The 24,469-nt window shown below is 57.3% G+C and carries 20 protein-coding genes and 1 tRNA gene; 10 read left to right on the plus strand and 11 right to left on the minus strand.

The window, feature by feature from the left end:
- The first annotated feature begins 31 nt into the window (after positions 1 to 31).
- Positions 32 to 1,243, plus strand: a complete 1,212-nt coding sequence (locus ACR0NA_RS04025) for an MFS transporter (RefSeq protein WP_480726970.1) — start codon at positions 32 to 34, stop codon at positions 1,241 to 1,243.
- An 8-nt stretch (positions 1,244 to 1,251) separates the two neighbouring features.
- On the opposite strand, the gene ACR0NA_RS04030 is transcribed toward ACR0NA_RS04025, so the two are convergent.
- From ACR0NA_RS04030 to cysS, 3 genes are read right to left on the minus strand one after another with little or no spacing between them, the layout of a single operon-like run.
- Positions 1,252 to 2,079, minus strand: coding sequence for a phytoene/squalene synthase family protein (locus ACR0NA_RS04030; RefSeq protein WP_480726264.1), 828 nt, complete (start codon positions 2,077 to 2,079; stop codon positions 1,252 to 1,254).
- Positions 2,031 to 3,680, minus strand: coding sequence for a citramalate synthase (gene cimA / locus ACR0NA_RS04035; protein ID WP_480726266.1), 1,650 nt, complete (start codon positions 3,678 to 3,680; stop codon positions 2,031 to 2,033). The genes ACR0NA_RS04030 and cimA overlap by 49 nt, the downstream gene beginning before the upstream one ends.
- The gene (cysS, locus tag ACR0NA_RS04040; RefSeq protein ID WP_480726268.1) at positions 3,680 to 5,050 is read right to left on the minus strand and encodes a cysteine--tRNA ligase; all 1,371 of its coding nucleotides are present in this window, start codon (positions 5,048 to 5,050) and stop codon (positions 3,680 to 3,682) included. The genes cimA and cysS overlap by 1 nt, the downstream gene beginning before the upstream one ends.
- 212 nt (positions 5,051 to 5,262) lie before the next feature.
- On the opposite strand from cysS, the gene ACR0NA_RS04045 reads away from it, so the two are divergent.
- A complete protein-coding gene (locus tag ACR0NA_RS04045) occupies positions 5,263 to 5,607 on the plus strand; it encodes an MmcQ/YjbR family DNA-binding protein (RefSeq protein WP_480726270.1) in 345 nt (114 codons plus the stop codon).
- Positions 5,608 to 5,666: 59 nt separating this feature from the next.
- Positions 5,667 to 6,854 carry a pyridoxal phosphate-dependent aminotransferase gene (locus ACR0NA_RS04050; RefSeq protein ID WP_480726272.1) on the plus strand — a complete coding sequence of 396 codons (1,188 nt, stop codon included), beginning with the start codon at positions 5,667 to 5,669 and terminating at the stop codon, positions 6,852 to 6,854.
- Positions 6,855 to 6,877: 23 nt separating this feature from the next.
- On the opposite strand, the gene ACR0NA_RS04055 is transcribed toward ACR0NA_RS04050, so the two are convergent.
- Positions 6,878 to 7,396 (minus strand): outer membrane protein, encoded by a 519-nt coding sequence (locus ACR0NA_RS04055; protein ID WP_480449436.1) that lies wholly within the window; start codon positions 7,394 to 7,396, stop codon positions 6,878 to 6,880.
- Between the two features lie 496 nt (positions 7,397 to 7,892).
- Between ACR0NA_RS04055 and ACR0NA_RS04060 the strand changes: the two genes are divergently transcribed.
- Positions 7,893 to 9,437 carry a trimethylamine methyltransferase family protein gene (locus tag ACR0NA_RS04060; RefSeq protein ID WP_480726275.1) on the plus strand — a complete coding sequence of 515 codons (1,545 nt, stop codon included), beginning with the start codon at positions 7,893 to 7,895 and terminating at the stop codon, positions 9,435 to 9,437.
- A 63-nt stretch (positions 9,438 to 9,500) separates the two neighbouring features.
- Here the strand turns inward: ACR0NA_RS04060 and ACR0NA_RS04065 are convergent, their stop codons facing one another.
- Positions 9,501 to 9,746, minus strand: coding sequence for an EF-hand domain-containing protein (locus ACR0NA_RS04065; protein ID WP_170655742.1), 246 nt, complete (start codon positions 9,744 to 9,746; stop codon positions 9,501 to 9,503).
- Between the two features lie 555 nt (positions 9,747 to 10,301).
- Positions 10,302 to 13,931 carry a vitamin B12-dependent ribonucleotide reductase gene (locus ACR0NA_RS04070; protein ID WP_480726277.1) on the minus strand — a complete coding sequence of 1,210 codons (3,630 nt, stop codon included), beginning with the start codon at positions 13,929 to 13,931 and terminating at the stop codon, positions 10,302 to 10,304.
- Between the two features lie 530 nt (positions 13,932 to 14,461).
- On the opposite strand from ACR0NA_RS04070, the gene ACR0NA_RS04075 reads away from it, so the two are divergent.
- Entirely contained in the window at positions 14,462 to 14,896 is a 435-nt protein-coding gene (locus ACR0NA_RS04075; protein WP_480726279.1) for a hypothetical protein, read from the plus strand.
- Positions 14,897 to 14,904: 8 nt separating this feature from the next.
- Here ACR0NA_RS04075 and ACR0NA_RS04080 read toward each other — a convergent pair.
- The 4 genes from ACR0NA_RS04080 to pdxH all read right to left on the minus strand — a co-directional run bounded on the left by ACR0NA_RS04080 (position 14,905) and on the right by pdxH (position 16,756).
- A tRNA-Pro gene (locus ACR0NA_RS04080) sits at positions 14,905 to 14,981 on the minus strand.
- Between the two features lie 43 nt (positions 14,982 to 15,024).
- Complete coding sequence (locus ACR0NA_RS04085; protein WP_480726282.1) at positions 15,025 to 15,492, minus strand: DUF192 domain-containing protein; 468 nt, start codon at positions 15,490 to 15,492, stop codon at positions 15,025 to 15,027.
- 9 nt (positions 15,493 to 15,501) lie between these two features.
- A complete protein-coding gene (locus ACR0NA_RS04090) occupies positions 15,502 to 16,008 on the minus strand; it encodes a cold-shock protein (RefSeq protein WP_480449430.1) in 507 nt (168 codons plus the stop codon).
- A gap of 142 nt (positions 16,009 to 16,150) precedes the next feature.
- The gene (gene pdxH / locus ACR0NA_RS04095) at positions 16,151 to 16,756 is read right to left on the minus strand and encodes a pyridoxamine 5'-phosphate oxidase (RefSeq protein WP_480726286.1); all 606 of its coding nucleotides are present in this window, start codon (positions 16,754 to 16,756) and stop codon (positions 16,151 to 16,153) included.
- Positions 16,757 to 16,890: 134 nt separating this feature from the next.
- Here pdxH and fabI point away from each other — a divergent pair, with 134 nt between their 5' ends.
- From fabI to trpE, 5 genes are all read left to right on the plus strand, one after another.
- Positions 16,891 to 17,697: an enoyl-ACP reductase FabI gene (gene fabI / locus ACR0NA_RS04100; protein WP_480449426.1), complete on the plus strand. Its 807-nt coding sequence runs from the start codon at positions 16,891 to 16,893 to the stop codon at positions 17,695 to 17,697.
- Between the two features lie 5 nt (positions 17,698 to 17,702).
- A complete protein-coding gene (gene gpt / locus ACR0NA_RS04105) occupies positions 17,703 to 18,212 on the plus strand; it encodes a xanthine phosphoribosyltransferase (protein WP_480726289.1) in 510 nt (169 codons plus the stop codon).
- Between the two features lie 71 nt (positions 18,213 to 18,283).
- Positions 18,284 to 19,459, plus strand: a complete 1,176-nt coding sequence (locus ACR0NA_RS04110; RefSeq protein ID WP_480726292.1) for an aminotransferase — start codon at positions 18,284 to 18,286, stop codon at positions 19,457 to 19,459.
- Positions 19,460 to 19,538: 79 nt separating this feature from the next.
- Entirely contained in the window at positions 19,539 to 21,383 is a 1,845-nt protein-coding gene (locus ACR0NA_RS04115) for a peptidyl-prolyl cis-trans isomerase (protein WP_480726294.1), read from the plus strand.
- A gap of 18 nt (positions 21,384 to 21,401) precedes the next feature.
- Complete coding sequence (gene trpE / locus ACR0NA_RS04120; protein ID WP_480726297.1) at positions 21,402 to 22,913, plus strand: anthranilate synthase component I; 1,512 nt, start codon at positions 21,402 to 21,404, stop codon at positions 22,911 to 22,913.
- A gap of 43 nt (positions 22,914 to 22,956) precedes the next feature.
- Here trpE and ACR0NA_RS04125 read toward each other — a convergent pair whose 3' ends face one another.
- Positions 22,957 to 24,357 carry a divergent polysaccharide deacetylase family protein gene (locus ACR0NA_RS04125; RefSeq protein WP_480726300.1) on the minus strand — a complete coding sequence of 467 codons (1,401 nt, stop codon included), beginning with the start codon at positions 24,355 to 24,357 and terminating at the stop codon, positions 22,957 to 22,959.
- Positions 24,358 to 24,469 lie beyond the last annotated feature (112 nt).

A 24,469-nucleotide genomic window follows, 5' to 3' on the forward strand; every position in this document is an offset into this window, starting at 1 on the left:
TGAATTCACCGATACCCATGCGTGCATGACGATGATCTCGACCGCCCCCGACAACAGTCAGGCCAAACGCAACGTTGCCGTTCTGGTTGCTGCGCAAGCCATTCTCGGCGCGCAGATGCCGATGATTTTCACGGTTGGCGGGCTGGCCGGACAGTCGCTGGCAACTAATCCCTGTCTTGCCACCCTGCCGATATCGCTGATTGTCCTTGGCTCAATGCTGGCCGCCACTCCGATCTCAGCCATCATGCAAAGATGGGGACGGCGCACCGGATTTCTGGTGGGTGCCACGGCGGGGGCACTCGGTGGCATGGTGGGCGCTTATGGCCTGTACCTCGGGTCGTTCCCAATATTTCTGCTGGGCAGCCTGCTGACCGGCATCTACATGAGCGCACACGGATTTTACCGCTTTGCCGCTGCAGATACAGCCTCGGACGAGTTTCGCCCCAAGGCAATTTCGTATGTCATGGCGGGTGGTCTGGCGGCTGCTATCATCGGTCCTCAGATCGTCAAGCTGACCTCGCAATCTTACGTGATTCCATTTCTCGGCACGTATTTTGCGGTGATCGCGGTCAATGTCGTGGGGTCAGGACTGTTCTTTTTCCTCGATATCCCTAAACCTCCTCGCCCTCAGGCCGACGCGCCTAAAGGGCGGAGTCGTCTGGAATTACTCAAAACCCCGCGTATCGCAGTCGCCATCATCTGTGCGATGGTCTCGTATGCGCTGATGAACCTGGTGATGACATCAACTCCACTGGCCGTCGTCGGCTGCGGTTATACCGAAGGTGACGCGGCCGATGTCGTTACAAGCCATGTGCTGGCAATGTACGTCCCCAGTTTCTTCACCGGCCACCTGATCGCCCGGTTCGGGGTCGAAAAAATCGTTGCCCTTGGACTGGCCATTTTGGCGGGTGCGGGCGTCGTTGCGCTGCAAGGTGTTGAGCTTGGAAACTTCTTTATTGCGCTGATTTTGTTGGGCATTGGCTGGAATTTCGGATTCATCGGAGCAACCACAATGCTGGCCAGCGAGCATGAGATTCACGAACGCGGCAGGATGCAAGGCCTGAACGACCTTCTGGTGTTTGGTGGGGTGACGATGGCGTCGCTGGCCTCTGGCGGGTTGATGAACTGCTCGGGCGGTTCACCAGTCGAGGGATGGACGGCGGTCAATCTGGCGATGGTTCCGTTGCTGACACTGGCAGGCGGAGCCCTGATGTGGCTGACGATGCGCCCGAAGGAAGCCTGACGGCCGACCTACCACCGCCCCGTCACTACACGCGCCATCAGATCCACGCGGCGGCGAAATTCGCTTTGACCCAGCGTCCCGCCCGACACCCTTAAGGGGTCTGCGGTCGCTTGGCGCAGGATCTCACCGGTTTGCCAGCCACAATACATCGCAGGCCGTGATTCAGCACTTATCAAGGTGCGCTTTGAACGGGCGCGCGCCAATCGCTCCATGGCCTTGCCTGCCAATTGACGAACACCGTCCTGTGTTCCGTCCAAAAGCGGAATTCGACCTCGCGCTTCCAATTCCGGAATTGCACGAAGCCAGTTTGCAACGCCCAACGCATAGCCAAAATCCCGCAGAACGCTTTCCTCTGACACACCCATCGCCTGTGCGGCAACCAGTGTCAAAGTGCCCGAACTCTGGTCGATGTAATTGTCGAAATGCTCGCTATTCTCAAAGGGTTCTTTGTATATATCCCAACGCCTTACGGCGACATATTCATCTAGCTTTCCGGCAAGATGAGAGGAAAGAACCTGTGCAAGTGGCGTTACAACCTGATGCCGCCTAATTGTCTTTCCTTCGGCGATCTCCTGCAAGGCATCGCGCCACCACTGCAGCCGCATTTCGGCAATCATCGGCTCTTGTGTAACCCATGGCGCCCGCGCAACTTCGACATTCAGGGCATACAACGGAAACAGAACGGCCCGGGCTGCAACCGGGGCCGCCATGGTGGCAAGAAACCTATCGGGGTCGGCCCGTTGCACCAGCTCGGCACAAGCTCTTAAGTCATCGTCGAACTGCACCGCTATTCCGCCGCTGTGGCCTGTGCCCCGCAATCGCGCACCAGTTTCCATTGAATTGCGTCCAGCAGAGCCTCAAATGACGCGTCAACTATGTTCGCACTGACGCCAACAGTAGACCATCGCCGTCCTGTACCGTCCTCGCTGTCGATGATGACGCGCGTGACGGCTTCGGTCCCGCCCTGAGTTATGCGGACCTTAAAGTCCACCAGATGCATGTCATCTAGCACTTCTGAATATCGCCCCAGATCCTTGGCCAGCGCCTTGGCCAGAGCATTCACAGGACCGCGATCGCTTCCGCTGTCATCCAGCGATTCACTGACAGACAGTTTTTTCTCGCCATCCACCTTCACCACGACGACCGCCTCGGACAGGCTGACCATCTTGTTGTACTTGTTCTTGCGCCGCTCGACCGTCACCTTGTACCGCTTGACCTCGAAGAACTGCGGTAACTGGCCCAGTTCATCCCGCGCAAGCAATTCGAACGAGGCCTGAGCGGTGTCATAGGAATACCCCTCACCCTCGCGCACCTTGATCCGCTCAAGAATGCGCCCCAGAGCCGGATCGCCCTTTTCGACCACAATTCCCGCCTCAGCCAGCCGGTTGCGTAGGTTCGACTGACCCGCTTGGTTCGACATGGGGATAATGCGGCTGTTACCTACAGTTGATGGTTCAACATGTTCATAGGTTGTCGGATCCTTCAGGATGGCACTGGCGTGCAGGCCCGCCTTGTGCGCAAAGGCCGAGGCGCCCACATACGCCGCCTGCTTGCTTGGTACGCGGTTCAGGATATCGTCCAACATCCGGCTGATACGTGTTAGCCCGGACAGAGCTTCGCGGCTTACACCGATATTGAATTGCGACGCATAAGGTTCCTTCAACAACAACGTCGGGATCAGCGCTGTCAGGTTCGCGTTGCCACATCGCTCGCCCAGCCCGTTCAAAGTGCCCTGAATCTGCCGCGCACCCGCATCGACTGCGGCAAGCGAACAAGCTACCGCCTGCTCGGTGTCGTTGTGGCAGTGGATGCCCAGTCGATCACCCGGCAGTCCGGCGGCAATAACATCGCGCACGATCCGCCCGACCTCGGCAGGCAAAACGCCCCCATTGGTGTCGCACAAAACCACCCACCGCGCGCCCGCATCCAGCGCGGCACGGCAGGTTGCAATGGCGTATTCCGGGTTGTCCTTGTAACCGTCAAAGAAATGCTCGGCATCGAACAACGCCTCACGCCCCTGACTGGTGATATGGGCCATCGAGGCTCGGATATTCTCGACATTTTCCTCCAACGGGATGCCAAGCGCCTGCGTGACATGGTAGTCATGCGCTTTGCCGACCAGACAGATTGCCTGTGTACCGGCATTCATTACCGCAGCCAGCACATCGTCGTTTTCCGCCGACCGCCCCGATCGCTTGGTCATGCCGAAAGCGGTTAGGCGCGCCTTCGTTGCCGGTGCCGCGTCAAAAAATGCGCTGTCGGTCGGGTTCGCACCGGGCCAGCCGCCTTCGACATAGTCAACGCCCAACTCGTCCAATGCCTGCGTGATCTGCGCCTTCTCAGCGGTCGAGAACTGCACGCCTTGCGTCTGCTGCCCGTCCCGCAGCGTGGTGTCGTAGAGATAGAGGCGTTCCTTTGACTGATTTTCCAATACCATCAGACCGCCTCCAGCTTTGCGGCGTCGAATCCGGGGCCTGGAACCAGCTCCACACCTGATTTGCTCATGCGAACCTCCAGACCGGCTTCCAGATACGCAGCCTTTAACCTATCCACTTCGGCGAAGTCCTTGCTTTCCATGGCAATTGCCCGGGCGCTTGCAAGTTTCTCTTCATGCGAAGACAAATCCAGTTCAGCAGTTTCAGCCCACGCGCCCAACCCTTCTGACAACAAGCCAAGCAACTGCGCGCCCGCCAACAGGCCCGCAAGATCGCCATCCGCCGCCAAACGGTGCAGTTCCGTGATGGCGCCCGCAGTGTTCAGATCATCGGCCAGCGCAGCGATGACGGCGGGCGACGCGTTGGCAGCGGGTTCGATGCCCGCTGTCAGCGCCCGCCACTTTCGCAAGGTTGCCTCGGCTTCGCGCGCTTTCTTTTCGGTCCAGTCCATCGGTTTCCGATAATGTGTTTGCAGGAATACGAAGCGGATCACCTCGCCCGGCACGCCCTGCTCCAACAGATCGTGCACGGTGAAGAAGTTGCCCAGCGATTTGGACATCTTCTTGCCTTCGACCTGTAGCATCTCATTGTGCATCCAGACTTTGGCGAACTCGCCATGCGGGTGCGCGCAGCAGCTTTGCGCTATCTCGTTCTCGTGATGCGGGAACATCAGGTCATTACCGCCGCCGTGGATGTCAAAACTCTCACCCAGCAGCTCATATGCCATGGCCGAGCATTCGATGTGCCAGCCCGGACGGCCCCTGCCCCATGGCGAATCCCATCCCGGCAGGTCATCCGTCGAGGGTTTCCACAGAACAAAGTCCATCGGGTTCTTTTTGTAGGGCGCAACTTCGACCCGCGCACCGGCAATCATGTCATCGACGGAACGACCGGATAGCTTTCCGTATTTTTCTTTCCACGAATCCACTGCAAAAAGAACGTGACCCTCGGCGGCATAGGCGTGACCCTTATCGATCAGAATTTCGATCATCGCGATCATCTGCTCGATATATTGCGTGGCGCGCGGCATATGATCCGGCTCAAGCGCACCAAGTTGCCCCATATCATCCAGAAACCACTGCGTGGTTTCGGCGGTGATATCGCTGATTGGCCGTCCGCTTTCGGCTGCGCGCGCGTTGATCTTGTCATCCACGTCAGTGAAATTGCGCACATAGGTCACATGATCCGCGCCATAGACGTGGCGCAGCAATCGGTTGAGAACATCGAAGACCACGACAGGCCGCGCATTTCCCAAATGCGCCCGGTCATAAACGGTCGGTCCGCAGACATACATCCGGACATTTTCAGCATCGATTGGAACGAAATCCTCTTTCGTCCGGGTCCGGGTGTTGTGCAGCTTGATCGTCGTCATCGGTCAGGTCCTTAAGCCATGGGCTTGCGCGTTGACGCGGGCTTAGCAACTTGTCTCAGAGATGAAAACGAAAGAAACCGGCCCGCTTGAAAGTTCAGCAGGAAATGCAGCAGATAATGATGCAAGTCATCCGATTCATGCCAACCGCCATATCACGAGCCCGCACCAACGCCAAGGCTTGAGTGATCGTTGAACCCGTGCAAACTGAATGAATGAGCCGAGAGATAGTGAATTCAATTTGCAAAACACTCCCCGGGGCCGAAGTTTCGGACCCATGGGGTGGTGGTCATGATGCATGGAAAGTTGGAGGTAAGATGTTTGCCTGCATCGGTACAGCAAATGACGGCGTGTCGGTGAAGACGCCCGATATTGAAACCGCACAGATGCTAGTCGACGCAGGTGTCGGAACAAAAGCGCCCTATTTTCATCGCAGCTGGCTTCGCCTGCCATGGGGTACGGACGAGGAAGAAATCCGGCATCGGGTGGTCTCATCGTATGACATCGTACGGGCATCTCTGACGAAAAAGATAAAGGCGACTTTGCCGCCGCGAAGTTGATTGACAAACTGTCATCCGTCTGCCCCTCTCCGCGCTGGAACGTTCCAAGGAGTCCAGTGATGAAACTGTCGCATCGCATCACAAACCTGACCAGCGGGGGATCAGACGGCTGGGAGGTGTTTTATCGTGCACGCCGGATGAAATCCGAAGGCATCGCCGTGACGGAGTTGACGATTGGTGAACATGACGTTCGTACCGATCCCTCCATTCTGGCAGCGATGGATGCGTCAGCCCGCGGCGGCCACACCGGGTATGCGATGGTTCCGGGTACGGCCTTGCTGCGCGACACTGTGGCCGCGCGCGTTCAGACACGGACCGGGGTTCCGACGAAGCGCGACAATGTTTTGATCACATCCGGTGGTCAGGCTGCCCTTTTCGCGGCACACATGGCTGCCTGCGACGCAGGCGATACAGCGTTGTATCTTGATCCGTATTACGCGACCTATCCCGGCACCATTCGCGGGGTCGGAGCTATTGCCAAGGCCGTTCCCACCCGGGCAAAAAATGCCTTTTTACCGCAACCTGCCGACATCGACAGTGCTGCGGATGGCGCCGTTTCGCTTTTGATCAACTCACCGAACAACCCCACAGGGGTCGTGTATCCGCGTGAAACGTTGGAAGGCATCGCCGAGGTTTGCCGAAAACGCGACTTGTGGCTGATCTCGGACGAAGTTTACGACACGCAAATTTGGGAAGGCGAGCACATTTCACCCCGCGCGTTGCCCGGCATGACCGAGCGGACCCTGGTTGTTGGTTCTATGTCGAAATCACACGCAATGACCGGGTCGCGCTGTGGCTGGATCGTTGGACCCGAGGAGATTATCGAGCATCTGATCAACCTTGCCACGCACACCACATACGGCGTTCCGGGATTTGTTCAGGATGCAGCCAGTTATGCGCTCAGCACCGGCACCGATTTAGAAAAAACCATCGCCGAACCATTTCGTCGTCGGCGCGCATTGGCCATGGGCATCCTTTCGCGTCAAAACACCGTCGGACTTATTCCGGCAGGGGGCGCGATGTATCTGATGCTGAACGTGCGGGCCACTGGCCTCAGCGGCGACGAGTTCGCAAATGCGCTGTTGGACCAACACTCAATCGCGGTAATGCCCGGCGAAAGTTTTGGAACGTCTGCTGCCGGACACGTCCGCGTCGCCATGACAATTGAAGACGATGCATTTGCCACTGCATTGCAAACACTGTGCGACTTTGCTGCAGGTCTGGCCGACCAGCACGCTGCAGAGTAGCGGATGAGCCGTCGAGCGTTCTGTCAGAACCTGAAGGTCGTCCTGAGATTGAATGTGTTGGTATCGGCGTCGCCGGATTGTCCGTTCAGATCACTGAAGTTCTGGCGCAACGCCTCACCGCTGATGACAAATCGGTCGTTTACCGGATAGGCGACGCCGATCCCGTAAACCGCGGCAGTATCGCTGTCACCCGAAGCGCCAGCACGTGCGGCACCAACAACCACGTATCCAAGTGCCGGACCGAAATCATATCCGCCCCTCAGCTTCAGACGCGTGATATCGTCGATGCTGCCGCCGCCTGTTCCCAAATCCAGATCATTCCAGTTGAATTCCAGCTCTCCACCCAGAACAAGGCTACCGAAATCATAGTCATACCCGATATGCGGGCCAAAATTTGTTCCGCTACCGCCAAGACCACCCGGCCCATCCGCATCGGAATATCCAAAGCTGAAACCAGCATATGGCCCGGTCCAGTCCTCAGCCCACGCCGGGGTCGAAACGAGAACCGAAAAGGCCACCAATACTGAAATCAACTTTGCCATATTGCGACTCCGAAAATCGGAAACAACCAGACCATTTCGATCGGTAGAACAGCCCGGACCTTAGTAATTGATATGGAATAACATCTTGAATGCTTCAACCTAACGGATGCCCTTCTCTAACGAATGTGAAGTGAGTATAGCAAAATTCTCGTCATACGGGAAAAAATCTTTGGTACGCATGCTTTTGCACTGATCACAAGCGCTCTCAATCGCTCGAAAAATCGTTAAAACTCAAGTTAGGAACGCTGTTGGATCAGCGTTGATTCCGTTGCCCAAAAAACAACTGAACTCAGGTCGCAAACAGAACAGATCGAATCCGGACAAGATGCCAATCTAGACCGGAGAATGTTAGAGGGGCCGAATGCACGGCGATTTTTGGAAGATCCGTTTGGTAAGCCGTACCATCGGTGCCGACCGCGGGCGCGCTGCGCGTGGTCGCCCTTTTTCTTGTTGAGAATTCACCACCTCTTCAAGTTCAAAAATTCGGAACACTCTCATGAACGATCAATCCCGAAGCTCTTCTCGTAGCGGCGGGCGCTCTGCGCGCCGTGCGGCACGGGCCGCAGCCCTGCCCGAACATCTGCGCCCTGTACGCCCCGGCATGGAGGGCGGCACATACAAACCTCTCAGTCAACAGGATATGGAGCGTATTCATAACGCCGCATTGACCGCGTTGGAAACCATCGGTCTGGCCGACGCACCGCAAAGCGGTATCGACTATCTGGTTGGAGCGGGCTGCATACTGGGCGATGACGGCCGCATCCGGTTTCCCCGCGCGCTGGTCGAGGACATGCTGGCCAAGGCCAACCGCTCGGTCACCCTGTACAGCCGCGATGGAAAGACCGATCTGGAGCTGTCAGGCCACCGCGTCCACTATGGCACGGCGGGTGCTGCTGTGCACATGGTCGACGTGCATGGGCGCGAATATCGCGATTCGACGGTTCAGGATCTGCATGACGCGTCCCGAATCTGCGAAAATCTGGAAAATATCCATTTTGTACAACGCCCTATGGTGTGTCGTGACATTCTGGACAATCAGGAAATGGACCTGAACACGATCTATGCGTGCTGTTCGGGAACGTACAAACACATCGGTACTTCCTTCACCGATCCCAGCTATGTCGCGCCTGCGATGGAAATGCTGCACATGATCGCGGGAGGAGAAGACAAATGGCGCGAACGGCCTTTTGTTTCCAACTCGAACTGCTTCGTCGTTCCCCCCATGAAATTCGCAACCGAAAGCTGCGAAGTGATGGAAGAATGCATCAAGGCCGGGATGCCGGTGCTGCTGCTGTCAGCCGGTATGGCTGGAGCAACTGCACCATCAACGGTTGCAGGTGCCATCACCCAAGCCACTGCCGAATGCCTTGCGGGGCTGGTTTACGTAAATGCCGTAAAGCCCGGTGCACCCGCGATTTTTGGCACCTGGCCCTTTGGTCTGGACTTGCGGACCGGCGCGATGTCGGTGGGGTCTGGCGAACAGGCCTTACTGAGTGCCGGTTGTGCTCAGATGCACAAATTTTACGGCCTGCCCGGTGGCGCTGCTGCGGGGGCATCAGATTCCAAACTGCCCGACATGCAAGCCGGGTGGGAACAGATGTGCTCGAACGTCATGGCCGGATTGTCGGGACTGAACATGGTTTATGAATCTGCCGGTATGCATTCCTCGCTTCTTGGGTTCTGCTTTGAAAGCCTGATCCTCAGCGACGACCTGATTGGTCAGGCTCTTCGCTGCGTCCGTGGGATCGAAGTTAACGACGACACACTGGCGCTGGATCAGATCGCCGAGGTCTGTCTGGGTGGGCCCGGACACTACCTGGGCACGGACGCGACGCTCAGCCGGATGCAGGTGGATTACGTTTATCCGACACTCGGGGATCGAACTTCACCTAAGGAATGGTCTGAACTGGGCAAGCCCGATCTGCTGGAAAAGGCCACAGCCCGCAAAGAGGAAATCCTTTCAAATCCTTCGCCGGCCCGGTTCGACCCGCTGCTGGATGCAGAATTGCGCGCCAAGTTTCACATTCACTTGCCCGCGTAACACATTGAAAACAAAAGTGGCGGCCCGAAGTGCCTCGGGCCGCCGTTTGGATGCAATGCAGGATCAGCCGTTGCTTGCGGGCAGCAAGCCTGCTTCTTGGGCTGCTGCAATCTCGGCCTGATCCAGCGCCCCGTCCCCGTTTGCATCCAGTTGCGAGAAGCCATCGGCATCCATTTCAGGCACAACCGCCTGAACTTCATCTATGGTCAGAACGCCATCGCCGTTGGCATCCGCTCCTGATTGGGCGAAGGCCACGACGGGCAGCCCAAATGCGATTGCTGCGACAACGGCTACTTTGTTCGGTTTCATTATGGATACTCCTGATTGAATTGAGGGGGTTATTGCGTCCGGACAGGCATCAGAAACACCCAATCATTGCCCTGTGTCACCAACCTGACCGATGACATAGCAATTCGCGCCAAAGCCCGCGCGATTCGACGCTTTCCATATGCGGTCTGCCGCTTGGCCAAATCATCAGATCTCAACTCGGCCGGTCTTGTCCGACACCCAGGGGGTGAAATGGCAATACCTTGCTCAACCAGTGCGACTCGCTGATGAAAAAGAAAGGGGGCCGAAGCCCCCTGTCAGTTTCGCCGTCCAGGCTCATTTCATTGACCGCCCGGTGTTTTTTTGCCTGCGGCCTGGACGTCGCATGGGACGAGCGCACCCGCCCCGTGAGAGAGTGGGAGGGAGCAATATATTCCGCCCCACCCTGTTCCCGGTGAACACGGGCATGTTCACCGAGTGAGACAAGGCGCCTTGGGTAAGTCTCAGGCATTGCCTCGCCCCGTATTCGTCGGGACCGGATCACCGAGGGATACCCCGGCCCCTACGCACCGTTGCCAGTGCGTTTTCAGTTTCGGATCACGAGCATCCGCTTGTGGATCCGCATGTGTTGCACTTCATGCAGGTGCCATTACGCACCAGCGTGTAGTTTCCGCATTCGCCGCACGGGTCCCCTTCGTATCCCTGCATCTTCGCCTTTGTGCGGGCATCCATTCCGGTCGCGGCTTCGCTGACGACAACAGTTTCAGTCTGTGTCTGGAATTCGACCGAGGATTCTGACATGCCGCCAATTTCAGTCTGGCCTCCGTTGAACACCATCAGGTCCTGAGGCAGACGCTTGCGGAGATAGCCGGTCGAACTGATCTGCTTCAGAACCTCCAGCGACTTGGTTGCAGCGCTGTCGCTGATCTCGGCGACATTCGACACGCCTTCTTCTTCGCCACGCCCAACGTCGTCAAACGCAGCGCCTTCGGGTTTGACATGCGCCAGATCAGTGCGGTCCAGATAAGAAACAGCCAGTTCGCGGAAGATGTAATCCAAGATCGACGTCGCGTTCTTGATCGAGTCGTTGCCCTGTACCATCCCTGCCGGTTCAAATTTGGTGAAGGTAAAGGCATCCACGAATTCTTCCAGCGGTACGCCGTATTGCAGACCGACCGACACTGCGATAGCAAAATTGTTCATCATCGCCCGGAAGCCCGCGCCTTCCTTGTGCATATCGATGAAGATTTCGCCCAGTTGACCGTCTTCGAACTCGCCGGTGCGCAGATAAACTTTGTGCCCGCCTACGATCGCCTTTTGAGTATATCCCTTGCGGCGATGCGGCAGCTTTTCGCGATGGCTGCGGATAACTTCTTTGACCACAACCTTTTCGATGACCTTCTCGGCCAGAACAACCGCCTTTTCCTGCGCCGATCCTGTTTCCAGAACCTCGGCTGCTTCATCGTCATCCTCGACCAATGCCGCAGCCAAAGGCTGAGACAGTTTCGAGCCATCACGATAGAGCGCGTTGGCCTTTACACCCAGCGACCAGCTGAGTTCATAGGCTTTCTGACAATCCTCAATGGTTGCGTCATTCGGCATATTGATCGTCTTCGAGATCGCACCCGAGATGAAGCTCTGCGCCGCCGCCATCATGGTGATGTGGCTGTCAACACCAAGAAAACGCTTACCTTTCTTGCCGCACGGGTTGGCGCAGTCGAAGATCGAATAGTGTTCTTCTTTCAGGTGCGGTGCACCCTCAAGCGTCATCGTTCCGCAGACATGGTCGTTGGCCGCGTCGATATCCGCCTTGGTAAAGCCGAGATGGCGCAGCAGGTCGAAGGTTGGGTCATTCAGCTTGGTGGCCGGGATGCCCAAAACACCGGTGCAGAAATCTTCGCCCAGTGTCCATTGGTTGAACACAAACCGGATATCGAAGGCACTTTCCAGCGCGGCGTCCACCTTGGCCAACTCGTTCGGGCCAAAGCCGTGGCCGGTCAGCGACGTGTGGTTGATTCCCGGCGCGTTGCCGATGGTGCCGTGGCCGACCGCGTAGCCCACAATCTCTTCGATCTGAGCCGAAGAATAACCCAGCTTTTCCAGCGCCGACGGAACCGAGCGGTTGATGATCTTGAAGTAACCGCCACCGGCCAGCTTCTTGAATTTGACCAGAGCAAAGTCCGGCTCAATCCCAGTTGTGTCGCAATCCATCACCAGACCGATAGTGCCGGTCGGTGCGATCACGGTGGCCTGCGCGTTGCGGTAGCCGTTTTGTTCACCAAGGTTCAGCGCTTCATCCCAGGCCGTCATGGCCAGATCGACCAGACGCTTGTCGGGGCAGTTGCCGTGGTCCAGCGGCACAGGCTTGACCGCCAGCTTCTCATAACCCTCTGTCACACCTTGCGCAGCGCGGCGGTGATTGCGGATGACGCGCAGCATATGGTCGGCGTTGCGCTCATAGCCTTTGAACGGCCCCAGCTCACCAGCAATTTCCGCCGAAGTCGCATAGGCCACACCGGTCATGATCGCCGTCAGCGCGCCACAGATCGCCCGCCCCTCGTCCGAGTCATAGCTGTAGCCCATGTTCATCAGCAGGCCGCCGATATTCGCATAGCCCAGACCCAGCGTGCGGAAGTCGTAAGATAGCTGCGCGATTTCCTTCGACGGGAATTGCGCCATCGTCACGGAGATTTCCAGCGTCAGGGTCCACAGACGCGAAGCGTGCATATAATCTGCTGCCTGGAACTCACCATCCTTGAGGAAGGTCAGCAGGTTCATCGACGCCAAGTTACAGGCTGTGTCGTCCAGGAACATGTATTCTGAGCACGGGTTCGAGCCCCGGATCTCACCGTCTTGGGGGCATGTGTGCCACTCGTTGACGGTGTCATGGAACTGGATGCCTGGATCGGCACAAGCCCATGCGGCGTGGCCGACCTTCTCCCACAGATCACGCGCCTTGACGGTCTTGGCGACTTTGCCATCGGTGCGGTTGATCAACTCCCAGTCGGCGTCCTTTTCAACAGCCGTCAGAAACGCGTTGGTTACACGGATCGAGTTATTCGAGTTCTGGCCCGAAACCGAGCTATACGCTTCCGAATCCCAGTCCGTATCATAGGTCGGGAATTCGATGCTGTCGTGACCCTGCTTGGCATAGTCCAGCACGCGCTTGATGTAAGTCTCTGGGATCGCGACCTTTTTCGCCTCGCGAACCGCTTTCTTCAGGCTGTCGTTCTTGTTGGGATCGTACGCATCGTCTTGCGCACCGTCCCAGCTGCGGATGGCCTCGAAAATGCCGTTCAGCATCTTCTCGTGCATCTTCGATCCGGCAACGATCGAGGCCACCTTCTGCTCTTCGATCACCTTCCATTCGATGAATTGCTCGATGTCCGGGTGATCTGCATCGACGATTACCATCTTTGCTGCCCGACGGGTTGTCCCGCCTGATTTGATCGCGCCAGCGGCGCGGTCGCCGATCTTGAGAAAGCCCATGAGGCCCGAGGACTTGCCGCCACCCGACAGCGCTTCGCCTTCTGCGCGCAGATGGCTGAAGTTGGTCCCGGTACCCGAGCCGTATTTGAACAGGCGCGCCTCACGCACCCACAAATCCATAATGCCGCCTTCGTTCACCAGATCATCATCGACGGACTGGATAAAGCACGCGTGCGGCTGCGGATGTTCGTAAGCAGATTTCGATTTGGTCAGCTTGCCGGTTTTGTAGTCGACATAGTGGTGCCCCTGCGCCGGTCCGTCGATGCCGTATGCCCAGTGCAAACCGGTGTTGAACCACTGAGGTGAGTTCGGCGCGGCGCGCTGGGTCGCCAGCATGTAACGCATCTCGTCGAAATAGGCGCGCGCGTCTTCCTCGGTCGAGAAATATCCGCCTTTCCAGCCCCAATACGCCCACGCGCCCGCCAGCCGGTCGAACACCTGCTTGGACGATGTTTCACCAATGAACTCGGCACCTTCTTCGGGAACGGACCGCCAGAGGAATTCCGGAACGCCCTTTTCCTTGACCTTCTTCATGCGCGACGGAACACCGGCCTTGCGGAAGTACTTTTGCGCGATCACATCGCTGGCAACCTGACTCCAACGTTCAGGGACTTCGATACCTTCAAGGCGGAATACGATCGTTCCATCCGGGTTACGAATTTCGGACGTTGCCGACACAAAGTTCAGTTCCGCGTATGCGTCCTGCCCCGGTTTGGTAAATTTTCTTTCAATCTTCATGTCCGCCGCCCTAGCTTCACCAATTCAATACCTGGCTCAATCCGCCACAAATGCCGTAAGCTTGCTGCTTTCCGGCGCACCGAATACTTTAGGGCGCAGTGATCCCGTCACCGCAAAATGCGGTCGAAACCATCTGAATGGTCGCACGAAACTATAGCTGTGCCTTTGTCCCTCGCCTGCTGCCTTTCTGGTCATCACCTACCAGATTTAGTGGCAGCACATTCGGCCCACACAATTTGGCGTATAGACCCCTACGAGGTCAACGGCAAAATTTCGCGGATTTTGATATCTTTTGTGTTGACCTGCCGGGCCATCGTACGGAATTTCGATTCCTCCACAGACTTGTCCATGGTCTGATACGGATCACCGGATTTAGTCCGGACAGGAATTCCCTTTTTTTGTGGCACAGTTACCAGAACGTCCTGACCCTGATCCCGGTTTCTGCCCCCATCAAAGAATCACGGTCGCTAGAACGCGACAGATCGCCTAGGGTAAATGCATCAAGCATTCTGAATTGGAGCAATCTGGCTATGCGCCTGTTCCATCTTTTGTTCGCCTCGGTCATGATCGTGGCCTGTACACCACAGGAAACAGGCCCTGTTTCTCGTAGTGCTCAATTTTCGGAATATCCTGAAAAGTTGTTCGACGCCTTCGAAGAATCATGCACGGATCCTGGTGAGGAGTTTCGAAAAATTGGCCCAAGTACCAGCGAATGCAGGCAGTTCCTGCCACCTGAGACAACCGCATACCTTATCCTGAATTTCGATGGCTATACGCTGAAACTACCCCAAAGCGTCATTCAGCTTACGACGACCAAGAATCAGGTCGGGTTTCAGGTCGATGCGGATCTGTTCCTAACGGTGCCACAAAAAGATGGCACCACCCTACGCATACCTGTGAAAAGCCAGACGCTGGACAGGAAGCTGACCCGCCTTTACCGCGTCGCCGGCGGTACACCAAAGTGATGTGGAAGTGGTCGGGGCGGCGAGATTCGAACTCACGACCCCCTGTACCCAAAACAGGTGCGCTACCAGACTGCGCCACGCCCCGGACCGTGCGCCTTCCTAACGGGGTGTTTCTGATTTGAAAAGCCCTAACAGGGCCAGATTGCGGTACCTTGCGAAAAAATTTCGTGGCGCATGACAGTCCCGGTCCGAATCGAATAGCGGCTGGACAGGCCTGCGTTGATTTCGAGCACGGCAAACACGTCATCCCCCCCTTCGATCGGGGTCAGATCACCCGGCACCGCACCCTGATGCACATGAACAACGGTACCGGTCTGGTCCAGAAAGATCATGTCGAGCGGAATCAGGGTGTTCTTCATCCAGAACGCAACACGCTGTGGCGGATCGAATACAAACAGCATTCCCGACCTGTTCGGGAGCGAGTCGCGGAACATCAATCCACGTGACCGTTCCTGCGGGGTGGCGGCCAACTCAATGTTGAAGCGGATTGTCGTTTGTTCGTTTTTTAGATCGACAACATCCGGTCGACACGCCGCCTCGACGGCTCCGGTCATCATGAGTGCAAGCATGGCCGGAATCGCGAGGGTTTTCTTCATGTCGCCAAATCAGTCAGTCAGAGCTGCTTCCCAGGCAAGAACCTGAGCGGCCATACGCCCGCGCTTGCCGTCAATCACCCGCATAGCCAGCGCTTCGCCGGGCTGAAGGTCTGCCAAACCCGAGCGGCGCAAAACCTCGATATGCAGGAATACATCCTCGCCACGGCCGAACACGTTGGCGAAACCGAACCCCTTACCCTTGTCAAACCATTTGACACGGGCCGCCTCAAGCGGCGCCTGCTCGATGACCGCCGGATCAAGCTCGGCAAAATCTGCAAGCATCATCGTGTCGGTCCGCTCGGGCGGTTCGATGCTGACGACTTCGACAGCCTGAACACCCCGATCGGTCCGGTGAGTCATGATTTCGATTCTCGCACCGTCAGCTACGGAACTCTGACCGAAATTGCGCAACACGTTCACGTGCAACAGAATATCCGGACCGCCCTCCTCGGACACAACAAATCCAAACCCCTTAGCGGGATCGAACCATTTTACGTGTCCACGAACGCGATACATGCTGTTCAAGTCTTCTGGCACGGTTTTCCCATCACGATTTTTAACAGGTCGTTAAGGGGTTGATGTGTAGGATATTGGCGGACAAATTCAAGCTGAAAAGAGCGTTTGTTTTCAGCACCTTGCAATTCGCGATACGTGAACGTCATGGATTCAGCCTCTGCACTTGCCATTCCATTCCAACTTCCTCTCGCCGCCAAACAAACCTGTCATGCAGGCGAAACGCGCCGTCGGCCCAAAATTCGATCTCAGTCGGCGTTAACCGATAGCCACCCCAGAAATCAGGGCGCGGCGGATTAGTTCCATACTTGGCGGTCACTTTGGCCACTTCGGCCATAAGGGCCGTCCGACTGGACAGCGGCTGTGATTGGCGCGATGCCCAGGCCCCCAATCTGCTTTTTAACGATCTTGATGCATAATATTCGTCCGCCTTTATACCATCTTCGCGTGCAATTGTCCCGCGAACTCGTACCTGACGGCGAAGAGATTTCCAGTGCATGACGAACGCGGCCTTACCTGCACCGTCAAGTTCGGCGGCCTTTGCGCTTTCGTAATTCGTATAAAACACGAACGCGTCGGGCTCGATTTCCTTTAGCAGCACCATCCGGACATTAGGCATGCCATCGGGATCCACGGTCGCCAGGGCAATCGCATTGGGATCGTTGGGTTCACTCTGTTCAGCCTCGGCCTGCCAACGCCCCGCAATCACAAACGGGTCGGCACCGGCAAAGATGCCATCTCTCTCGCTCATTTCCATCCCCTGGAACGATTTGTGCCCGACCCTACGGCGAGAACCCGCGCCGGGCAAGAGCGCGTGACCTTGAAGCAGGTCAATCAATGGCATAAACCACTTCAACATAACGCGACGAAGGCGGAGAACCGAACATGTCAAATCAGTTGATGGCTGGCAAACGCGGCCTCATCATGGGACTGGCCAATGACAAATCAATCGCATGGGGAATCGCCCGCGCCTTGTCCGAGGCCGGAGCTGAACTGGCTTTTTCCTATCAGGGGGACGCTCTGAAAAAACGGGTCGATCCGCTGGCGGCACAACTGGGGAGCGAGATCGTGCTGCCCTGCGATGTCAGCGATGAAGAATCGATCGACGCCCTTTTCGCCTCGCTGGAGGAAAAGTGGGGCAAACTGGACTTTATCGTGCACGCGATCGGCTTTTCCGACAAAAACGAGCTGCGTGGCCGGTATGTCGATACGTCGCGCGCGAACTTCAAGCTGACCATGGATGTGTCGGTTTATTCCTTCACTGCTGTTATGCAACGCGCCGAAAAGCTGATGACCGAAGGTGGCAGCGCCATCACTCTTACCTATTACGGTGCCGAGCAGGTGATGCCCCATTACAATGTCATGGGCGTCGCCAAAGCCGCACTTGAAGCGTCGGTGAAATATCTTGCCGAAGACCTTGGTAAGGACGGTATTCGCGTCAACGCTATCTCGGCAGGGCCGATCAAGACACTGGCCGCCAGTGGCATCGGTGATTTCCGCTACATCATGAAATGGAACGAGTACAACTCGCCGCTGCGCCGCAATGTAACCATTGATGACGTCGGCAACTCGGCTTTGTACCTGCTGTCCGATCTCAGCAGCGGCGTGACAGGTGAGAATCTGCACGTGGATTCGGGCTATCATATCGTCGGCATGAAGGCCGTCGATGCGCCGGATGTAGAAAAAGGATAACCGAGATGAGCGCCAAGGATCGCCTGCCCCACGAAAAGGGCTTTCACATCAGCTGGGATCAGATTCACCGCGACGCGCGGGCGCTGGCCTGGCGGCTGGACGGACAAGGCCCAGACGACGGCGCCTGGCGTGCAGTGGTGGCGATCACCCGCGGTGGCATGGCACCAGCGATGATCGTCAGCCGAGAGCTGGACATCCGCACCGTCGACACCATCAGTGTTCGTTCATATCACCACCAGGAGCAGGGTCAGGCAGAAGTACTGAAATCACCGGATTCGGAATTAATGGGTGACGGCACCGGCATTCTGATCATCGACGATCTGGTGGACAGCGGCAAAACGCTGGACCTTGTGCGCCAGATGTACCCCAAGGCGCATTTCGCAACGGTATATGCCAAACCCAAGGGACGCCCAATGGTGGATACGTTCATCACCGAGGTCAGCCAAGATACATGGATCTTTTTCCCATGGGATATGGCCTTGCAATACGTCGAGCCATATCGCGGCACGGACTGATCCCTTCGTCTGCTTAAAATAGACACCTCGGAGCGTGAGGCAGAGCCTCGCACGAACTGCACGGATTTCTTATGCCCCTGACCCGCACTGCCGCCACCTTCGCCCCGCCCGTGATGGAAGCGCGCCGCTGGGTTGATGGCGTTACGTTTTCAGCTGATCGCCCTCTGATCAATGTCAGTCAGGCCGCTCCGGTTGATCCACCACCACTGGCCCTGCGTCAGGCCATGGCTGAATTCGCCGTAACTCAGGACAGCGCGCATCTTTATGGTCCGGTTCTGGGCAATGATGACCTGCGCGTGGAATTGGCAGACCAGATTGGCGCACACTATCATGCCACTGTTCAGGCTGATCAAGTTGCCATTACCTCGGGCTGCAATCAGGCCTTTTCGGCAGTGATCTCAGCCATCACTGGTGAAGGGGACGAGATTATTCTGCCGACGCCCTGGTATTTTAACCACAAGATGTGGCTCGACATGGCCGGTGTGCGGTCGGTTGACCTGCCAACTGGTGACGATCTGCTGCCCGACCCGGACAAGGCACGAGCGCTTATCACTGACAGGACGCGTGCCATCTCTCTGGTAACGCCGAACAATCCCGGCGGTGTTGAGTATCCCGCGGAGCTGGTACTGGCGTTCTTTGATCTGGCCCGGGAACACGGCATTCGCCTGCTTGTGGATGAGACATATCGGGATTTTGACAGCCGCGATGGTGCGCCCCATTCGCTGTTCACGGCTGATGAGTGGGATGACACGCTGGTTCATCTCTATTCGTTTTCCAAAGCCTACCGGCTGACCGGCCACCGGGTCGGCGCCGTCGCAACAAGCCCTAGCCTTTTGGCCGAAATCGAAAAATTCCTGGACACGGTCGCCATCTGCCCCGGTCAGATTGGCCAGTTTGCGGCCCTTTGGGGAATACAGAACCTTTCCCAATGGCTGGCCGGTGAACGGGCTGAAATACTTGACCGCCGCGCGGCTATTTCCGATGGCATGCCCGCGCTGCAGTCCAAAGGTTGGAAGCTGCTGGGGCTCGGCGCGTATTTTGCCTATCTCGAGCATCCGTTTGACATCCCTTCGGACGAACTGGCCCGCAGGTTGGTTAGTGAAGCAGGCATTCTGCTGCTCCCTGGCACGATGTTCATGCCGGATCATGACGTCATGGGACAAAGACAGGTTCGCATCGCGTTCGCCAATCTGGACCGTTCGGGAATCGAAGAAATGTTCATGCGTCTTCAGGCGTTGTCCTTCTGAGCTTGCCCCCCGGCGGCGCGCGTCGTATTCAGGGCCGCAATCGACAGGGCAGAGACCAGCCACAAAACAAGAGGGCACCATGGCCGCAGGCATGAAAAGCTTTTCAAAAACCTTTGTCTGGATCCTGATGGGTCTGCTGATCGTGGGCCTAGCAGGGTTTGGTGCCGTCAATCTCTCGGGAACTGTCACAACAGTGGCCGAAGTGGGTGATGAATCCGTCAGCATCGATGATTATGTCCGGGAGCTTCAGCGCGAAATTCGGGCCATCGAAGCTCAGACTGGGCAACCGCTGCAAATGTCTCAGGCGCGGGAGTTTGGCCTTGATCAACTCGCGTTGTCACGCCTTGTCGCACTGGCCGCTCTGGACAGCGAAGTTGGACAGATCGGTATCTCGATCGGCGATGAGAACCTGCAGAAAGAGATCGTGGCCATCCCCGCATTTCAGGGTGTCGATGGTAACTTCGATCGCGAAGGATATCGGTTTTCTCTGGAACAGGCCGGATTGTCGGAATCGGAATTCGAAGATGACCTGCGGAAAGAAGCGGCCAGAACCATCGTTCAGAATGCAGTCTCAAGCGGCGTAACCATGCCCCCGGCCATGGTAGAGGCGCTGGCAGACTACGTACATGCGCGCCGCAGCTTCACCGTTGCCACCTTGAGCGCAGATGCCTTGACGACCCCGGTATCAGAACCGACGGACCAGCAAGTTCAGACGTTCTATGATGAAAACACCGATCTATTCACCCTGCCCCGCACCAAGCGCCTGACATACGCGTTGCTTGCGCCGGAAATGTTGCTGGACGGGATTGAGATTGATGAGGATACGCTGCGCGCCCGTTACGACGAACGTAAGTCGACCTATCAGCAGCCCGAGCGCCGGTTGGTTGAACGCCTTGTTTTCTCTGACGAAGCCAGTGCAGAAGACGCACTGGCGCAGGTCGAAGTTGGCGGCACCACGTTCGAGCAACTGGTTCAGGATCGCGGGCTTGAGCTGAGCGATACGGATCTGGGTGATGTCACCGTTGATGATCTTGGTGAAGCTGCTGCGGATGTGTTTGCCGCAGAAGTGGGCGATGTTGTTGGCCCGCTGCCCTCTTCGCTTGGCCCCGCGCTATTTCGGATCAACGGCTCACTTGCCGAACAGGTCGTCACCTTTGAAGAAGCTCAGGCCGAACTTCGCGACGAACTGGCTGCCGACCGCGCCCGTCGTCTGATTGAGGCACAGGCCGAGGATATCAACGACCTTCTGGCAGGCGGTGCAACACTCGAAGAAGTGACCTCTGAATCCGAGATGGAGTTGGGAGAAATCGACTGGACCACCCAAAGCACAGATGGTGTGGCCGCCTATGGTGGTTTCCGGCTGGCTGCTGAAGCCGTGGCTGAAGGTGACTTTCCTGAAATCGCATTTCTGGAAGACGGGTCGATCTTTGCCCTGCGTCTGGACGAAGAACTGGCACCCCGGCCAGAGCCATTGGAAAGTGCACGCAACAAGGTTATTGCGGCCTGGGTACAGGACGAGACCAGCAAAGCGTTGCAGGATCAGGCCAACACTGTACTGACCCAACTGGCCACTGATGGGGATTTCACCGCAATCGGACTGCCCTTCCGGGTCGAAAACGGTCTGACCAGAACGGCGTTTCTGGAAGATGTCCCCGTCGATTTCATGCCTCAGGTGTTTGAAATGGAACCGGGCGAACTGCGTGTTGTTGCCGGGAACGGCACGGCATTGATCGTGCGTCTGGATGAAGAACTGCCACCCGCCGAATCCGCTGAGCTTGAGCAGATGCAGCAAGCACTGGCTGCCCAGCTGGATCAGGCCCTGGCGCAGAACATCTTCAATATCTACGTCCAGGATGCGCAAACCCGCGCCCGCCCAACGGTGGATCAGCGTGCGCTGAACGCCGTGCAGGCAAATTACAACTGACGTTCCAAGAGACCGGACATGGCCCTGACCCCAGATTTTGATACTTTTGCTCGCGCCTATGAGGCCGGTGAAAATCAGGTCGTGTACACCCGGCTTGCCGCCGACCTGGATACTCCGGTCTCGCTGATGTTAAAGCTTACCGGTGCCCAGAAGGACGCATTCATGCTTGAATCCGTCACTGGCGGCGAGGTGCGGGGCCGGTACTCGATCATTGGCATGAAGCCCGACCTTATCTGGCGTTGCCACGGAGAAACATCAGCACTCAACCGGTCTGCGCGGTTCGACGCGGATGCGTTTGAACCGCAGTCCGGCAATCCCATGGACAACCTGCGAGCACTGCTTGCGGAAAGCAGAATTGCCCTGCCCGAAGATTTGCCGCAGGCCGCTGCAGGTCTATTCGGCTATCTGGGCTATGACATGGTGCGACTGGTAGAATACCTGCCAAACGTCAACCCTGATCCGCTGGGCCTGCCGGATGCAGTGATGCTGAGGCCGTCCGTTGTCGCCGTTCTGGATGGCGTTAAGGGCGAAGTAACCGTTGTTTCGCCTGCGTGGGTCAGCGATGGTCAAACGGCCAAGGCGGCCTATGCCCAAGCTGCCGAGCGCGTCATGGACGCCGTCCGGGATCTGGAGCGGGCCATGCCCGCCGAAACACGCGATCTAGGCGACGCGCACGAAGTTGCACCGCCGGTGTCGAATTTCACGAAATCCGGCTATATGGAAGCGGTTGAAAAGGCCAAGGAGTACATCAGGGCCGGTGACATATTCCAGGTGGTTCCAGCTCAACGCTGGACACAGGATTTCCCTCAGCCGCCGTTTGCGCTGTACCGGTCGCTACGTCGGACGAATCCTTCGCCTTTCATGTTCTACTTCAATTTCGGCGGGTTTCAGGTTGTCGGCGCCAGCCCAGAAATTCTTGTTCGGGTCTTCGGCGATGAGGTTACCATCCGCCCCATCGCAGGTACGCGCCCGCGCGGGGCCACCCCGGAAGAGGATCGCGCATTGGAAGCCGATCTGCTGGCCGACAAAAAGGAACTGGCCGAGCATTTGATGCTGCTGGATCTGGGCCGCAACGATACAGGTCGCGTGGCGAAGATCGGCACGGTGCGCCCGACCGAGAAATTCATCATCGAACGCTACAGTCACGTGATGCACATCGTGTCGAATGTCGTCGGTGAGATGGCCGAAGACAAAGATGCGCTGGACGCGTTTTTCGCTGGAATGCCTGCAGGTACGGTATCGGGTGCCCCCAAGGTCCGCGCGATGGAAATCATTGACGAGCTTGAGCCTGAAAAGCGCGGTGTCTATGGCGGTGGCGTAGGTTACTTCAGCGCCGGCGGTGACATGGACATGTGCATTGCCTTGCGTACGGCCATCGTCAAGGATCGTAAACTATACATCCAGGCGGGCGGCGGCGTTGTCTATGACAGTGACCCCGAGGCCGAATATATGGAAACGGTGCATAAATCCAATGCCATCAGACGCGCGGCCGCAGATGCGTCGCGATTTACTGGGTCGGGCAACCACTGAATACGAAACGGTGCAGCCCCTTAGGGGGCTGTATCAAGGCGCCCTATTGGATTTCGTTCATCAACACTGCTGAGATCGGAGCCATTGCCACACGGCTGCTCCGGTCCTCGAGCCCCCAAAGCAGAAGGGCCGAGATGGTTTCAGGCTGGACCCGGCCAAGCATGACGACCGCACCTTCCTGCCCTGCACGGAACGCGGCTTGATCCAGAAAACGCCGCATTACTTTGGCGTCCTGCTGCGCCCCGTCGAAATCGCGGAAAACGACGCTGGCGGGAATGCCACTGCGGGCGGCCAACTTTTGTACGGTGTTCAATCCATTGTTCTGGGTCAGCAGCCCACGTCCGGTCCCACCAGCGATGGCGGCGACGTGATCCGCTAGTTGTCGGTTGCCCTGAATGCCTGTGTCGACGCCTTCCAGAATTCCAACCGTTTCAGGCAGGGCATCCAGCCAGACTGAAAGGGATGTTTCCGCATCCTGTGCGCTTGCAGCTTCGGGAAGGTCCGCCAAGGCCAGAACTTCGAACCCTGCTGAACGATAGCGCGCCATTTTCTCTGCGGCCTCTGGATCGGTCGGGCTGACGGCAAAACTCAGCGGATAAGGGAAACCTTGCAACGCTTCGGCACCAAATGCGCCTTCGAAGTCAATCAGAACGATGGACATCAACGGTTTGTCGTCGGGATTATCGAAACTGGCGGCAAAAGCCTCAATTGGCTTTTTCGCCGTCTGTGACTGCTCCTCGCCACTTGGAAAATCATCCCGATCAGTCAGTGGAACGACCCGCTTTCCGGCGATTTTGCGGGTTTGCGACGACTGCTCACTTCCGATCTGAGGAACCGCTGCCAGCCTGGGAAGTGTCCGGCCTTCGGAACTATCGGCTGCTTTTGATTGCGGGGTGGCTGATTCCTCGTCTGTCTGCAGGGCGATTTCAGGTGCGCGCTGTTCGTTTTCGATTTGCACCTCGGGTTCCGGCACCACAACCGCCTCGGAGATCGAAGGTGTGGCGGGTTCATCATCAACTACCACAGGCTGAACGTCATCTTGTGGCGACTTTGGCGCGGGACCGGGCTGTGCAGGTGCGATCGGCGCGACGGCAGCGATCTCAACTGTTTCGGATCGACCGCTGTCAGGCTGTGTTAGCCCATCCGTGGCCGCGCCCACATCCGGACGTTCCGTGGGCACGGTATCCGCCCCATCAAGTGCCGAAAGCGTATCCGGCCGGGATTTGGCGCCTTGCGGTGCGTGCGGGGCCAGTTCCACCAGATCGGCATCTGCGCCGGGATCGCTGACGTCACTGTTCGTTTCCGGTTCACTTGCTGGTGCCACCTGTTGAGCAGAGACAGCAACGTTCGTCCGGACCGGCAGTGGCGACGTCAGGGAAAAATACGCACCAACAGCAAGAACCGTGACCGCACCCGCGATCATACCTCCGAGAAAACCGCCCATTTTCGTTGCCTCTGATCTCGTCGTTCGCCTCAATTGCACATATGCCGTCTTATGCGGCGCTTGCCTGCACAAGCGACTTGGGATGGATGTCCCCTTGACGCTGCCGCACAAG

The sequence above is a fragment of the Ruegeria sp. C11 genome, from assembly GCF_056537725.1.